Origin of the sequence: Candidatus Hecatella orcuttiae (assembly GCF_002009985.1) — an archaeon.
Classification (GTDB): Archaea; Thermoproteota; Bathyarchaeia; order Hecatellales; family Hecatellaceae; genus Hecatella; species Hecatella orcuttiae.
On sequence record NZ_MTLX02000002.1, the window covers coordinates 208,582 to 223,072 of the forward strand.

At 51.2% G+C, this 14,491-nt stretch carries 14 protein-coding genes; 2 read left to right on the forward strand and 12 right to left on the reverse strand.

What is annotated here, in order from left to right; genetic code table 11:
• Positions 1 to 6 precede the first annotated feature (6 nt).
• Complete coding sequence (locus BWM17_RS01255; RefSeq protein WP_309492066.1) at positions 7 to 1,365, forward strand: B12-binding domain-containing radical SAM protein; 1,359 nt, start codon at positions 7 to 9, stop codon at positions 1,363 to 1,365.
• A gap of 69 nt (positions 1,366 to 1,434) precedes the next feature.
• Here BWM17_RS01255 and BWM17_RS01260 read toward each other — a convergent pair whose 3' ends face one another.
• Positions 1,435 to 1,890 (reverse strand): 50S ribosomal protein L15e, encoded by a 456-nt coding sequence (locus BWM17_RS01260; protein ID WP_342766485.1) that lies wholly within the window; start codon positions 1,888 to 1,890, stop codon positions 1,435 to 1,437.
• 181 nt (positions 1,891 to 2,071) lie between these two features.
• On the opposite strand from BWM17_RS01260, the gene BWM17_RS01265 reads away from it, so the two are divergent.
• The gene (locus BWM17_RS01265; RefSeq protein ID WP_309492068.1) at positions 2,072 to 3,175 is read left to right on the forward strand and encodes a Coenzyme F420 hydrogenase/dehydrogenase, beta subunit C-terminal domain; all 1,104 of its coding nucleotides are present in this window, start codon (positions 2,072 to 2,074) and stop codon (positions 3,173 to 3,175) included.
• Here BWM17_RS01265 and ilvD read toward each other — a convergent pair.
• The 11 genes from ilvD to BWM17_RS01320 form a co-directional block, all read right to left on the reverse strand.
• Complete coding sequence (ilvD, locus tag BWM17_RS01270; RefSeq protein ID WP_309492069.1) at positions 3,172 to 4,836, reverse strand: dihydroxy-acid dehydratase; 1,665 nt, start codon at positions 4,834 to 4,836, stop codon at positions 3,172 to 3,174. The genes BWM17_RS01265 and ilvD overlap by 4 nt on opposite strands.
• Before the next feature lie 90 nt (positions 4,837 to 4,926).
• Positions 4,927 to 6,309 carry a monomethylamine:corrinoid methyltransferase gene (locus BWM17_RS01275; protein ID WP_309492070.1) on the reverse strand — a complete coding sequence of 461 codons (1,383 nt, stop codon included), beginning with the start codon at positions 6,307 to 6,309 and terminating at the stop codon, positions 4,927 to 4,929.
• 40 nt (positions 6,310 to 6,349) lie between these two features.
• Entirely contained in the window at positions 6,350 to 6,859 is a 510-nt protein-coding gene (locus tag BWM17_RS01280) for a gamma carbonic anhydrase family protein (protein WP_309492071.1), read from the reverse strand.
• A gap of 168 nt (positions 6,860 to 7,027) precedes the next feature.
• Entirely contained in the window at positions 7,028 to 7,387 is a 360-nt protein-coding gene (locus BWM17_RS01285; protein ID WP_309492072.1) for a hypothetical protein, read from the reverse strand.
• Positions 7,388 to 7,395: 8 nt separating this feature from the next.
• Positions 7,396 to 7,674: a DNA-binding protein Alba gene (gene albA / locus BWM17_RS01290; RefSeq protein ID WP_309492073.1), complete on the reverse strand. Its 279-nt coding sequence runs from the start codon at positions 7,672 to 7,674 to the stop codon at positions 7,396 to 7,398.
• 142 nt (positions 7,675 to 7,816) lie between these two features.
• Positions 7,817 to 9,010, reverse strand: a complete 1,194-nt coding sequence (locus tag BWM17_RS01295) for a redox-regulated ATPase YchF (protein ID WP_309492074.1) — start codon at positions 9,008 to 9,010, stop codon at positions 7,817 to 7,819.
• Positions 9,011 to 9,128: 118 nt separating this feature from the next.
• Positions 9,129 to 10,448 (reverse strand): B12-binding domain-containing radical SAM protein, encoded by a 1,320-nt coding sequence (locus BWM17_RS01300; RefSeq protein ID WP_309492075.1) that lies wholly within the window; start codon positions 10,446 to 10,448, stop codon positions 9,129 to 9,131.
• A 138-nt stretch (positions 10,449 to 10,586) separates the two neighbouring features.
• Positions 10,587 to 11,861, reverse strand: a complete 1,275-nt coding sequence (gene glmU, locus BWM17_RS01305) for a bifunctional sugar-1-phosphate nucleotidylyltransferase/acetyltransferase (RefSeq protein WP_309492076.1) — start codon at positions 11,859 to 11,861, stop codon at positions 10,587 to 10,589.
• Between the two features lie 45 nt (positions 11,862 to 11,906).
• Positions 11,907 to 12,527, reverse strand: coding sequence for a 30S ribosomal protein S3ae (locus tag BWM17_RS01310; RefSeq protein WP_309492077.1), 621 nt, complete (start codon positions 12,525 to 12,527; stop codon positions 11,907 to 11,909).
• A gap of 75 nt (positions 12,528 to 12,602) precedes the next feature.
• Positions 12,603 to 14,177: a serine--tRNA ligase gene (gene serS, locus BWM17_RS01315; RefSeq protein ID WP_309492078.1), complete on the reverse strand. Its 1,575-nt coding sequence runs from the start codon at positions 14,175 to 14,177 to the stop codon at positions 12,603 to 12,605.
• 1 nt (position 14,178) lies between these two features.
• Complete coding sequence (locus tag BWM17_RS01320; RefSeq protein WP_309492079.1) at positions 14,179 to 14,424, reverse strand: KEOPS complex subunit Pcc1; 246 nt, start codon at positions 14,422 to 14,424, stop codon at positions 14,179 to 14,181.
• Positions 14,425 to 14,491: the final 67 nt, after the last annotated feature.

Consider the following 14,491-nt stretch of genomic DNA (forward strand, 5'->3'; position numbering starts at 1 on the left):
GAGGTGTTGAAAATCACGGACGTTGTCCTTATCTATCCATACTTCGCCCCTAAGATGGATAGGTCCATTTTTAGAGTTCCTCCCCTCGGTCTGGGCTACATTGCCTCCTACATAAGGCGCAACGGTTTTTCTGTAAAAATCGTAGATTGCACATTTCTGAGCTGGAAAAAAGCTGTTGACTCGGTGAGGCGGCTGAAACCATCCATCATCGGGATTTACTCCATGTTTTCCATGGCGGAGCCTGCGACTCGGTTTGCTCAAGTCCTGAGGGGTGATTGCGCGCTTCTGGTCGCAGGGGGGCCTCTACCAAGCGTGAGGCCGGAGATTTTTTTGGAGAATTTTGACTTAGCAGTCAAAGGGGAAGGGGAGCAAACGTTTCTGGATATCGTGAAATGTTTTACGGAAGGAGGAGACCTTTCACGTATCCCTGGCATTTTCCACAGCAAGAGTGAAGAAATAGCATTCACGGGGAACAGAAAGCCCTTTAAAAACTTGGACACCCTTCCCTTTCCGGCGCGAGACCTCTTTCCCAACAGGGATTACATCCTTTATTGGCGGAAGCGAGGTCACCCTCCTAAAACATCGATAATTACAACCCGGGGTTGCCCTTTCAGCTGCGATTTTTGCAGCAACGCTGTCTTCGGTGTATCCTACCGGGAGAGAACAGCGAAGAATGTAGTCGAAGAAGTGGAAGATGCTTTGAAATTTGGATATGATGGCATATTTTTTGTCGACGATTGTTTTACTCTCAACAGGAAGAGGGTGGTGGAGATTTGCGATGAGATCCTAGCTAGAGACCTCGACTTTGAATGGGAATGCCTCTCTAGGGTTGATAACATAGACCGCGAGCTGGCGGGAAAGATGAAGCGGGCAGGATGCCGCAGGATTTTCTTCGGTATAGAGTCGGGAAATGAGAGAACCCTGAGAATCATGGCGAAACACTTCTCCTTGGAGGAGGCTAGGAGAACCGTGGAGAACGTGGCTTCAGCCGGAATAAAGGCAGGAGCATTCTTCATCATCGGCTACCCTGGGGAGACGGATGAAAGCATCCTAGATACCATCAATTTTTCAACCTCACTCCCTCTGGAATATCTTTCTTTCACACTGCCCTATCCTATTCCCGGCACAGGGTTGTATGAAAAAGTCAAGGATAGAATGACCCTCACAGACTGGGTCAGGCCGAAACTGGGATTGATCGACCATTCGCTGATCTACAAGTCGCATTTCTCCAGCGCTAAACTGAAATTTGCCATCCTAAAAGGCACTGTTCAATTTCAAATCAAGAAGCGGCTGGGTAGGTTCTCATGGCCCGTTGAGAAGCCCTTTAAAAAAATAACCAACTATGTTTTCAAAAAGTTGGTGTAAAATCTTTAAAATAAATGGAAAACCGCAAAATTGTTTTGCATTCTTCATCGCCCTTCCGCAATCCGGCCTTCAACGGCATATCCAGTTTATCTTGGGGTCGCTTTTAACGGCCGGATGGTGCGGATCCACCAAGATGACTTCAAACCATTTGTATTTTCCATCTTTCCAAAGCCAGTAGCTGTTGAGGACTTTGAGGTTGGGGTACTTCTTAGCTACCCTCTCCTCGGCTATCTGCTTCAAGCTTTTGGCTCCCTTGATTTTCAGGACGCCCATTTTCTTGGGTCTTCTCCCTCCCTTAGGCCTCAGCCGCTGGAATCCCCCGCGGCCAACCCGCACTCTGACCACCACGTAGCCTGGTTTAGCGCGGTAGCCTAGGCTTCTAGCTCTATTTAGCCTAGTGGGTGTTTCCACTCTGACTATGGTGGGTCCCCGACGCCAACGGATAGCTCGGTCTCGTATGACTTGTTTGAGACTTGACTTCTCAGGGGATTTCCACATCTCCGCTAGCTGTCTATACACGTTCAGTCCCATTCCTTCCCTTTTCACGGATCTCCGAGATCGGCTAGACAGTTAGTTCTATTGGGAGTTCCCTAAAAACGTTGCTCCCAGCTAGAGGGAAACTGTTAATAGGTTAAAAATTATCTTTTTTAAAAAGAACAAACTCGGCTTGTTAGGAGTTGAAAAAGCAGAAAGGTGACAGCCAACCATGGTTGCCTATGATACAGTCCTTCAAGCTTTGCCTACTGAAGTTAAGGCCAAACACCGGCCTAAATCCTTCGGAAATCTTCTTACAGAGGTTGTGAAAAAGAACTTATGCGATAGCTGCGCAGCCTGCGCTGCTTCCTGCCCTGTGGACGTCATCGCCTTCAAGGGCGACTCGGAGTTTCCTACTTTGGCAGGGAAATGTATCCTCTGCGAATACTGCTACTACAACTGTCCTAGGACAGGGACCTCAAGGCGGGAGCTGGAAGAAGCCGCCTTCGGACGAACTAGGACTTCGGAGGAAGAAGTTGGTGTGCTCTTGGAAGCTCACACTGCCAGAGCTCTAAAAGATGAAATTTTGAAAAGAGCTTCGGATGGAGGCGTGGTCACAGCCATTCTGGCCTACGCTCTCGAGAAAGGGATCATTGACTCCGCCGTGGTTTCAGGTTTGAAGCCGGGAGAGCAGTGGAGGCCTATCCCCCGAGTGGTTGACACCTACGAGGACTTGCTGAAAGCCATGGGAACCCGCTATTCCACTAGTCCTACTCTTTTGGGTCTCCGTTCCGCCGTGGAAGAATGGGACAAGGAGAGAGTAGCCGTGGTGGGTGTTCCCTGTCAAATTAAGGCGATAAGGCGGATGGAAACTTCCCCTTATGGAATTCGAAAGTTGACGGAGAGAACAGTTCTCAAGATAGCCCTCTTCTGCTATGAAAGCCTCTACCATCAAGCCTTGATGACCTACCTTGAAAGTAAAGGTGTAGACCTGAACAGGATCACTAAGTTCTCCATTCGAGAGGGTAAGTTTAGAGTTCGGGCGAACGGGGAGGAAGTCCTCAACGTTCCCATCAAAGAGCTGAAAGACCAATTCCGGCCTAACTGTCTCCAGTGCATTGACTTTACAGGGGAATATTCCGACATCTCCGTGGGCTCGGTAGGCTCTCCAGAAGGTTGGTCCACAGTTCTCATTCGAACGGAGCAGGGGAAGAAAATCTTCCAGGGAGCTGCGGAAGCAGGGTTTATAGAATTCAAACCTGTGGAAAACATGAAGGCGGTGGAAAAGCTAAGCGCTGTTAAAAAGAAGAGAACAGACCCTGCCCACCGAGATTAACCTCGCAGAGGCACAGCCCCTTCAGCTGCGGAACCTACCATTTTAGAGTACCTCAGAAGATAACCCCCTGCCACTTTAGGTTTAGGAGGCTTCCAAGCCTTCAGTCGCCTCTTCAGCTCTCCCGCCTTCAACCTCACCTCGAGTCTTCGGCGGGGTATGTCGATGATGATGAGGTCTCCGTCATGAATTACAGCAATAGGCCCGCCTTGAGCGGCTTCCGGGCTGATGTGGCCTATACAGGGGCCGGTGGTGGCTCCTGAAAATCTGCCGTCGGTGAGAAGAGCCACAGAGCTTTGGAGGCCCATTCCTTTGATGGCGGTGGTGGCTGCCAGCATTTCCCTCATACCCGGCCCGCCTTTTGGGCCCTCGTACCTGATGACCACAGCGGAGCTGGGAGGTATCCGACCGGTTAGAATGGCTGTAAGAGCGTCTTCTTCGCTGTCATAGACTTTAGCTCTTCCTTTCCATCTGAGCATTTCCGCTACCACCGCCGACTGTTTAACCACAGCGCCTTCGGGAGCTAGGTTTCCTTTTAGAATGGCAATGCCGCCCTCCCTGTGCACAGGGCGGTTGAGCGGCCGGATGACGTCTCTCCTCCTTGTTCGGGCTTTCTTCAGGTTTTCTTTCACCGTTCGCCCTGTCACCGTCAGACAGTCTAGGTGAAGGAGAGGCGCCAGTTCCTTCATCACCGCGGGGATACCGCCCGCTTCATGAAGGTCCTTTACGTAGTAGGGCCCCGCGGGGTTAAGGTCGCAGAGGTGAGGAGTCTTCCGGCTCAGCCGGTCGAACGTGTCCAAGGCTAAAGGTAAGCCAGCTTCTCTGGCGACGGCCATGAGATGGAGGACGGTGTTGGTGGAGCCTCCTAGAGCCATGTCCACCATGATGGCGTTTTCCAGCGATTTCCTCGTCACGATCTTTCTGGGAACTATGTCTTTCTGCAAAAGCATCATCACCTGACGGCCTGCTTCTTCAGCTATTCTATACCTTTCAGCCGAAACAGCCAGAGCAGTACCCCCATAGGGCAGAGTTAAACCCAAAGCCTCAGTCAGACATTGCATGGTATTAGCAGTGTACATTCCCGCGCAGGAACCTGGGCCTGGGCAGGCGCAAGCTTCCATCTCCCTGAGAATCTTTTCTGAGATAGCTCCCGCCTTGGCAGCGGAGACACTCTCAAACATTTCAGAGTAACTGAGAGAACGCCCCTCATACCAGCCGGGTAACATGGCCCCCCCGGAGACGAAGATAGCCGGCAGGTTCAGCCTGCACATGGCCATCAGCATACCGGGAACTATCTTGTCGCAGGAAGATATGCAAACCAAGGCGTCGAAGCCGTGAGCGTTGACGGCCAGCTCCAAGGAGTCGGCGATAATTTCTCGGCTGGGAAGAGAGTTTCTCATACCCTCATGCCCCATGGCGATGCCGTCGCAGATGGCTATGGTGTTAAACTCCAGTGGGGTTCCCCCTGCGGCCACCACTCCCTTTTTAACAGCCTCCGCCAAGCCTTTCAAATGCTGATGCCCTGGAACAACTTCCGTCCAAGAATTGGCTATGGCGACCAGAGGCTTTTCGAGGTCTTCATCCATCAGACCTACGGCTTTAAACAAAGCCCGGTGGGCTGCCCGCTCTATTCCTTCTACAACTTTTCGACTTCTAAGCTTCATAGCTGAAAAACCTCCTTATTCTAAGTTAAACTTTTCCGCCGATCTCCACCTAGACAGCCACGAACGCCTTATCGCCACTCAGTTCAGCTTTCATGGTTTTTGGAGGCCTAGGTTTTCGAGTTCTTTCCACACTTTCTGGTAGATGGCCTGCCACTCCGGGGTGGGTTGGAGGGTTTTGAGGTCGGTGCACTGGGGGAAGCTGAGCCCTTTTGGGGGGCGGCGGAGGCGGTCCTCGTAGCGGGGCAGCAGCGCCTTCACCAGCTCGCAGGCCTCCCCCCGCCTGAGGCCCGCCGAGGCCTTGACCACCTCCGCGCAGAACCTGTTCTCCAACCCGCTGGCATAATCAGGAAACCTACAACCCGTAGGACGAGTGCCGAAGCCTGAAGCGCAGCCTGAAGCAGCATCACAAATTTCGAAGGCAGCTGTCTCGTAGAGAAGCATGTCCGTGCAGGGGCCGGCTGTTTGAGTGACAACCCCGGTGATGATCGCGTGCGTGTTCAGAGTTTGAGCTTGCCGGCTGATGCTTTGCGCCCAGAGGGCTTCCCTTCCACAGTTGCCCAAGTATCTTAAGTCCAAAGTTGCAACATCACCGTAGGTTCCCATGTGTGTCGCCATGTGCAAAATGAAGGCAGCTATCGCCTCCAAGGCGGCGCCTTCCGGTGAACCTGCATAGCCTCCGATCATAGAGTGGTATCCAGGCTTGATCATGGCTCCGCAGGTGAGAGCATGAGCTGTCTTATGTAGCAGTTGGTAGCTTGTCACCAGAGGGTTCACAAGAAGGGGAATAGCGACGGTTAACGTCGGGTTAAACCCCTCAGGCATTCCCAGCCCGCCGAGCTGCCCGTACTCGGTGGGACTGGCTTCGGGTCCTTGAACAGGCATTCCCACCCTGTTCGCCCTCCTTAAGGCTTCCTTTATCAAGGCAGCTTCATAGGCTCCTAGCAGAGTTTCATAGGGGGTTCGGGCTCTGGGGCGGCGGCCCAGTATCGTGGCGGGGACTCCTCCGGCTATGATGTCGATCACCCGATATTGGGCGATGCTCTGCATGAGGGGGATGTACAGCTCCTCTGAAATCTCCAGCCCAAGGGGCGCCATTATTGCCCTCGGCCTAGTCTTGTCCTCTGGCTTTCGGGCTTTCATCGTCACCCTGTTTGCACCCGCCCCCAACTGTAGTTCGCTGGGCGCCTCGGCTAACACCGTCTTCAGCTCATCTTCTGTGAAATTGATGACCCGTTTGGTGTCGGAGCAGTACATTCCGGTTTCCACGGCCAGCTCAAAGCCGGCTTTCCAAAAATCGTTGGCCAAACCGTCATCGGTGTTTACCGGGTTTTCCGGGTCGCAAACACCCTTAAGCCCGTATTTCTCCAGTTTCTCCCTAATCTTTCCCGGAAAGATCTTCAACTCCCAGTTTTTCTTATCAACCACAGGGCCTGTGTGGGCTCTATCCAGAACATCTAGGAACGTGACTTTCACGCAAACCACCTTTTAAGGAAGATAAGGGCGAGCGGAGATATTATAGATTTTTATGTTTCTGCGCAAGCTCAGCGTACATTTCAACGCCTTTCCTTATTCTGCCCATATGCTGATCGGTGATCTTTTTTACAACTTTAGCCGGAATACCTAAAGCCAACGATCCAACCGGAATCCTTGTCTTCTCGGTCACCACGGAGCCAGCTGCTACAACACATGATTCACCTATCTCAACGCCGTTAAGGACCACAGCGCCTATGCCGATGAGGACGTTGTTCCCTATCTTGCATCCGTGGAGAACTACGCGATGCCCGATTATGGCATTATCGCCCACATAGGTTGGGTAACCTTCATCCACGTGTAAAACAGAGTTGTCTTGGATGCAGGTTTTCTTGCCGATGACGATTTCGTCCAAATCTGCCCGTATTACTGTGTTATACCATATGCTGGAGTGTTCACTCACAGTCACGCTGCCGATTAGGGTGGCATTGGGAGCTATGAAGCATGTTTTGTGAACCTTAGGCTTCCTTCCGTAAAAATCTAAGAGTGTCAATCTTCACACCCAGTCTTCTCTCATGGTTAAGCTTATTAGATAAGGGGTATACGTTTCAGTTTTTCGTCTCTAGCCAATTTTTACAATCAGCCTACCCGGATTGTTCGCCGAAAATATGAAGTGGAAAATCACCTGATGGAAATCTGGAAAAAAGGCGTTGCTCAGCCTTTAAGGCTGGGAGATGCTCGACTTATCTTTCAGTTTGTCCTTTGTATCCAGCAAGTAGTTTGGTATGCGGAGCTGAGCCACTAGGCTGCCTTTTTTGGTTATGCGGAAAACGGCGTGGTTTTTTGTTTTTCCGCGGCATTGGATGGTTAAGGTTTTACATGCTGACTTTGACTTTTCGTTTTCTCTCGCTTCAACAATTTTTTGGAGGAACTTGTCGAGGCTGATGCCATGTTTTTGGGAGATCCGGGTGACATAGGTGAAAAGTCTCTTATCATAGTAGGAATGCCATGGGCTGGGAGGTCGGCCTCTTTCTCCATCCGTTATTTTACTCCACACAATCCGCATGACGTTTACCGGCATGTTTTAAGTTACACGCTTAACGTGATCTCGATGGTTGAAATGTTCCTCGTTCCACCTTCACGAAGCTGCACAGTGTCGGTTCCTAGGTTTATTCTGCTTACTTTCAAGTCTTTCATGAACCTGCTTCTGGTTATTTCCGCCACATCCACGGCCGTGGTTATGGCTTGTCCTCTCGCCTTCAACGTAACTTCCTTAGTGTCAGGTGTGTTGAAGCAGGTTATGACGGTGAGGACGTAGTTCATAGGCGGCTTTCTTCCAATGAAGATGGTGTTTTGCTCCTTAGACACTTTTCCGGTTCCTCCTCCACCATGGCCCTCGATGAACGTAGTTTAGGGCCTTAAAGTATATAAGGAAATGCTAAAAGAACCAGTTAAACGTTGAGAAACCATAACGAGAGCCGCCTAGGTGAGCCTATGGGAGCTGAATTTTTCAAGCTCTACCTTTGGAAGACACTATCTTGATTACGTCTCTATGCTTGATCCGGTAGTCTTCGCCAACCCGCCTCTTGCTCTTAGCTTCCACAGCGTAGATGAAAGTTTCAGCCAGTTCGCTGTGAATCATGCCAGCCAAATCCCTCGCTCCCGTGTCTGGAGGCACCAAATAACAGTCAGGGAGGACTCTTCCTTCGTGGTCTGTGAGTTTCTCCACATCTTCCACGGGAAAAATGGCGACCATTCCTAGGAGGCGGAAGAGAGCAAAGTCTAGGGCTTCCTGAACTCCCGTGGAGCCGAACTTCTTCAACACTTTCTCTTCCACAGCGCGGAGAGCGGAAGTTTGTTCAACTGTAAGCTTCTGAGGTTGGAGGATTTTAAACTCCTTGTCCCCCGGCTTGTATTCTATCATTCCCTTCTCATCCGCTCTCCGAAGGACCAGTTCCGCCTCAGCGCTACAAGGCACCACAGCGTAGCCAGCCTCCCTCAGCCTAGCCACATTTTCTTCAGCCGGCTCAAGGTCTATCTTGTTAGCAACGATCAGGAGAGGTTTGGCGAGTTTCCGAAGCCTCTTAGCTAGGTTTTGAAGCTCCCCCTCGGTCCACCGGGTGGGCTTCTTAGCTTGAAGACCCAACTCGTCGACAGCCCTGAACACGTCCTGTCTTCGAATCTGAAGGCCGGCTAGCTTTTCTGAGAGAACTCCTACGATGTTCTCCCCCAACGTCTCGGCTTTCCTAGCGATTCTATCCCAGTCTTTTTTGAGAATCTGGAAAATCCACATGTCAAACTCCTTCTCGAGGAAGGCTACATCTTGAAGGGGGTCGTTAAGCCCGGGTTTGCAGGGTTTTCCATCCATGTCCGTGGACCCAGCAGCATCCACCACCAGCAGAAGCACGTCCGCCTTCCTAACCTCGTCGAGAAACTGGTTTCCCAAACCTCTCCCTTCCCAAGCTCCGGGAACCAGCCCCGGGCAGTCAACCATTTTGACTGGGATGAAGCGGCGTCCTCCAATGCAGGCGGAGTTCACCGGGTTGTCTTGGACGCCGAACTCACGGCACACGCAGTCCACGGCCACGTAGGTAATGCCCACATTGGCCTTGACGGTGGTGAAGGGGTAGTTGGCTATAGGCACGGAGGCTAGAGTGGCGGCGGAAAAGAAAGTACTCTTGCCCACATTGGGCTTTCCAGCCAAACCGATGAGAGGATTTCGCAAAACCGTCTTCCCCGTCTTCCTGAAGAGGCTGCTTCACCTTAACCTAATTACTTTTCTACACTTAAAACAAGCGACGGGAGGGGTCTGTTCTCGCCTTTCAAGCCGACTTGGCGGGGAAAATGTCGGCTATGGTTTGGTCGCAGAGAGAGCTGAGGTCGTTGAACACTTGTTCAATCTGGTCGATGGAGAGGTGGCGGGTTGTGAACAAAGGTGTGACAAAGTCGTATCTGTCAGTGTCCTCCGACAGGATGGATATTCCCAGCTCATTGGCGTAGGTGCGAAGGTAGGTTCCCGGGAAAGGTGTGGTCATGGAAAGAACTAAGTGGGCGCCCATTCCCTTCAACTCCTTCATCAATTTTTCAGTTTCCTTCAACGTCTCCAAAGTGTCCTCTGGGAAAGGCATCATAAAGTTACAGAACGTGGATATCCCCGCCTCCACCGACCGTCTCACCGCCCTCTTAACCTGCTCCACCGTTATGCCTTTCCGAATGTGGTTCAGGATCCTCTGAGACCCAGACTCAACTCCGTATTGAATGCAAACACATCCGGAGCGAGCCATTTCCTGAACCACATCCCTGCTCACCGTGTTCACTCTAGCCTCACATGACCATCCGACTTTCACACCCAGCTCCCATATGCCGCGGCATATTTTTTCAGTCCTATCTCTGAACACGGTGAAGGTATCGTCGGCAATGAAGAAATAGTCGACACCAAACCTGTTGATAAGCTGCCTCATCTCAGCCACCACATCCTCGTGGCTTCGAACACGATACCTGCCTCCGGACAATGTCCCCGCTGAGCAAAAGATGCAGTTGTAAGGACAACCCCTACTCGTCACCAGGGTGCCAGGTATCTTGTAGAGCCTCATGGAAAACAGATGCCGCGCTGGGTAGGGAAGACCGTCGAGATTCTGGATCAATGGTCGGTCTGGGTTGTTTACCACCTTTCCGTCCTTTTTGTAGCTGATGCCTTGAACTTCATGCAGCCGCCTATCTCCCTTCAGCAGTCGGCTTGCAAGCTCCAGCATCGTGGCTTCTCCCTCCCGGCGGACGACAATATCAACCTGCGGATTTGCAAGGGTTTCCTCGGCTGTAAAAGTGACATGCGGACCTCCTAGGATGGTACAGATCTCCGTGTTCAGTTCCTTAGCGGCTTTCGCGATCTTCAAAGCGTTTTTGTAGGTGAGAGTGTTCGCTGTTATCCCGACGAGTTTAGGCTGGTGACGACTGACTTCGGATTTGAACGCGTCCTCTTCCATTTTCACTATCGCCATGTCGACGACATGGGTGTCGAAACCGTGAAAGAGAAGGTTTGAGGCGATGTAGCCGAGACCTAAAGGCGGGCAGAAAACAGCTTCCTCCACGTAGTCCGCCATGGTTTTAGGCAAAGGCGGCTGCACCAAGAGGACATCAGCCATCTATCACATCCCTCAAAGGAAGAGAAGACTTTTCATGGAAAACGCGGAACGGATAATTAAACACGTCTTTTTTCAAACCAGTCCTAGGATAGGTGATCAAAGAAGCCACGGCTTTCTACTCCGCTTAAACCTTCCTTTCTAAGAGCTTTGCTTAGCCGTGAAGAAACTGTTAGGAGGAAGGTCGGAGTAAACAGTGAGGCCTGGAGCTATTCGAGTGTAAGGGCCCACTTGAACGCCGGGCATGAGGCTGACATTGACTCCTGTCTGAACGTGGTCTCCCAAGATTGCTCCCAGCTTTCTCAAGCCGCTGTCCACTTTCACCCCTTTCACCGTGATTTTCACAGTTTCGCCGTCAAGCCTCACGTTCCCCACCACCGTCCCAGCCCCGAGGTTGCAGTTTTCCCCGAGGATGCTGTCGCCCACGTAGGAGAGATGGGGAACGCGGGCGCCATCCATGAGGATACTATTCTTAACCTCACACCCCTGCCCCACAAAGGCATTTCTGCCGATGACAGTGAAAGAGCGTATGTAGGCGTTAGGACCGACGGTGCTGCCCTCCCCAAAGAAAGCAGGGCCTTCTACGTAGGTTCCAGCCCTCAAACAGGCTCCAGCTTCAACCCTCACAGGCCCCTTAATCCTAACTCCTCTATCAACTCGACCTTTCCTCAAAGGTTTAAGCTTCTTCAGAGCCCTTTTATTGGCTTCCAAAAGGTCCCAAGGTCTGCCTATGTCCAGCCATTCTTCGCTGCTGAATTTTACTGCATAGAAAGGCTCAGACTCCTCTTGGATCATCCTGTTAACGGCGTCCGTTAGTTCGATTTCCCCCCGAGACGACCTCCGAACATCTCTCAACGCCTTGAAAATTTTTTGGGTGAAAACATAGACCCCCGCGTTGGCGAGGTTGGAAAGCGGCCTCTTCGGCTTCTCCACGATGTTAAGGACGTTTCCCTGAGAGCCGAGTTTGACGACGCCATATTGTTGGGGGTTCTCAACTTCAACCACCCCCATGAGGCCTGAAAGTTTTTCCCCGTCCTTCTTCCATACGTTCCTCAGTCTCTCCAAGGCTTGAGGTTTGAGGTAAAGGTCTCCGTATACGGTGAGAAATTCCTCGGCTTCGAGGAAACGTTCAACGGAGTTTAGGGCGTTTCCCGTTCCTTTCTCCTTTTTTTGAGAAACATGGTGAACCGTTAAACTCGGATGTGATGTTTCACTCAAGGTTTCTCTAATTTTTTCTCCGAGGTAGCCTACCACCAGAAAGACCTCATCCACACCTACATGCTTCACGGCTTTTAGGAGGTGAAGGAGAAGGGGGACACCGGCTACAGGGAGCAGGGATTTCGGTTTAGTCCAAGTGAGAGGCCTAAGCCGAACGCCTTCTCCCGCTGCCAAGATGACTGCTTTCAACTTTTCCATCCATCAAACTTAGGTTTGTTGAAAAATTAAAATATGCTGACAACGTTAAGCAGCCACAAGCTTCGGTTCTTCATACGTAGAAGGCATGGCTAAAAGCTTACTCTTTCTGACACCAACATGTCTTAGCGGGAGAATTTTAGTGGATTTGTTGTATATTTCTGAAGCAACCTTACCTAAGACCAGCTCTTGGACCAGTTGATCGAAATTCAAAGTTTTACTTTTCTCTTGGATGACTTCTTGAGCTATTGTCCTTATGGCTGTCTCTTGGGATGGATTAGCCCTTCTCTTTGTGAAGGCTGTTGCCAGAATCCTAAGCTTAAACCCGTCCTTGGTGGTGGTGTCCACTACCGCGTCCACCTTGGAGCTCCAACGGCGGACGAGACTTCGCAGGTACTCCCGAGCATACTCATGGCCTTTGAACACGGTTTCCGCCTTAGCGCCTTCCACCTTCACGACTTGGAAGAAAATCTTGATGCTCATGTGGGAAACATTCTGCTTGGTTAAATCATAGAGAGTTGTTTCCACAACTCTCCCCATCAAATGCTGACTGTCAGAGGCAGGGAGGAGGGCGATTTCATGGCCTCCGAAATAGGGGGGTGCATAGGCTGTGAACCATGTTTTTAAACGCCACTTATCTCGGATTTTCCCCCTTTTCTGAGACGACAAGCTTCACCACCAAAGCTCAATGAATATCGAAGTAGAAGTTTATAAGACTATAGGGAAGACTTTCTCAGAAAACTGTTAGGTGGAGGTTTTCTTAGGCCAGAGGAGGGTCTTAGGCAGCTTGTAGGCTCCAAACCTTTTCCTGACTGTTTCAGGCCAATTCTCAGGGTTGAAGCCGTAAGATGCCAGAAAAGCAGCAGTCCAGCGGGAGATCCCCAACCCAGTGCAACCGGTCCAGAGAGGGCGGTTTTTAGCCTCGTGGAGGCTGAAGCTTTTGACAAACTTATCCTTGTGAACAAAGCAGCCTGCGATCTCCAGCCATTCAGCTTTTTTCCTTTCCCCTCGGTAGGGGAGGTAGACCTCCACATCGAAGGCGGCGACATTACGGCTGTCCTGGATGTCTCCGATTTCTCCCTCCTTCATGTAGAAGGGGGCGGCTGCCACAATCCGCCAATCCAGCTCCAGCAGTTTGTCAACCACGTCTACCACGCTGTCTCTTACTGCATCCCTGATCTCCACCACTTGTTCCGGGGAGCCGAGGTAAACCAGCTCTATTCTCCTGAACTCTTGGATTCGAACCAGCCCCTCTACGCCTCCCCCTTCCCACCGGTAGGTCCACCCTGACCTGTCGTAAAGCTTGATAGGAAGATCCTCAAGCCTCAGGGTTTCATGGCTGAAAAACTGCCAAAAGGGCTCACACTGAGCAGGTGCAAGGACATATTCAGGTTCTTTCAGGATGCGTTTTAACAGCTCCTTGGGGATCCTCTTGGTCACTTTCACCGTCTCTTTAAACTCGGTGAAGGCCTCGGGGTCTCGGGGCGGAGGGCATACGTAGTACATGCCCTCAGGGATGCCCTCCAAGTAGCCGGGCATCCGCTTCATAACCGCCAAAGGAATAAGCTTCGGGAGCATGAAAGGTTGAAACCCCAGTTTCTTCACGACATTTTCCATGAGAAGCTGCTCTATGACCTCGGAAAGCATGGCATAGGGTGTAGTGTAAATCCACTGGCCTCTCCCCGGAAACTCCTTAAACCAGCCCAGCTCAACTCCAAGCTCGACAGGGTCTCCTCGGAAGGCCAGTCGACGGGGAACCCCCTGCCTAACCACTGGATGAACTTCTTCCAGCCTAGCTTCAACCTTTTCTTCCGCCAGCCTCCTCGCAAGGCTGACAACCCTATCAGGGAGGTTATCCTTCAACTCCGTTTCAGTGAGAGTCTTAAACCGCAGAATCAGTTTTCCATCTTTCCCATAAGCATCCTTGATGTGAGGAAGCCCACGAATTTTTTCCAGGCTTTGTTGAGAAACTTCTGCGGAAACTTCTACAACCAGATCCGAGACCTCTAAGCCCCGGATGCCAACTTTAAGCTTGGAGCCCAACTCTTGAGCTAGAGCTTTTCTAAACCTTATCACCGCTGAGGGAGCTCTGACATGGGAGCCAGACCTCACCTGAATAGACAGGGTTCTGCCTTTAACTGTCCAGCTGACTATTTGAGCCGCCTCCTCTGATCGGCCTGGAGGCGCCCCTTTCAGTAGAAGTTCACGGTTGGCTTTGTCCACCAGTCTTTTGATCACCGCCTCAGCCTCAGCGCCTTCGGCTTCCCGGCTTAGGGTTAAATGGCAAGTGAGCTGCATCATTAAGGATGGGAGAGTCATGTCAGAGCACCTTCAAAGTCTTTTCAGCCGCCTGCAAGCATGAAAGCAAATCGTCTAAGGTGGCTAAAAAGGTTTCAAAGTTTTTGTCGCATTCTACGGTTGAGAAGAAGGTTTTATTCTTGAACCAAGATTTTACAGAAAGCTGAGGTGGCGTCTGAAGATTATCCGCTTTCACGCTTTTCGCCAGAGCTTCGGCTTTTCTTCTCCTCTCCATCTTAATCCTCAGCTCAGCCTTAAACTTCGCCAACTAAACCGTAACCTCCTCTGAGAATCATCTGGTCAACTGGCCCTAATACGTTTTCCATCATCAGAGA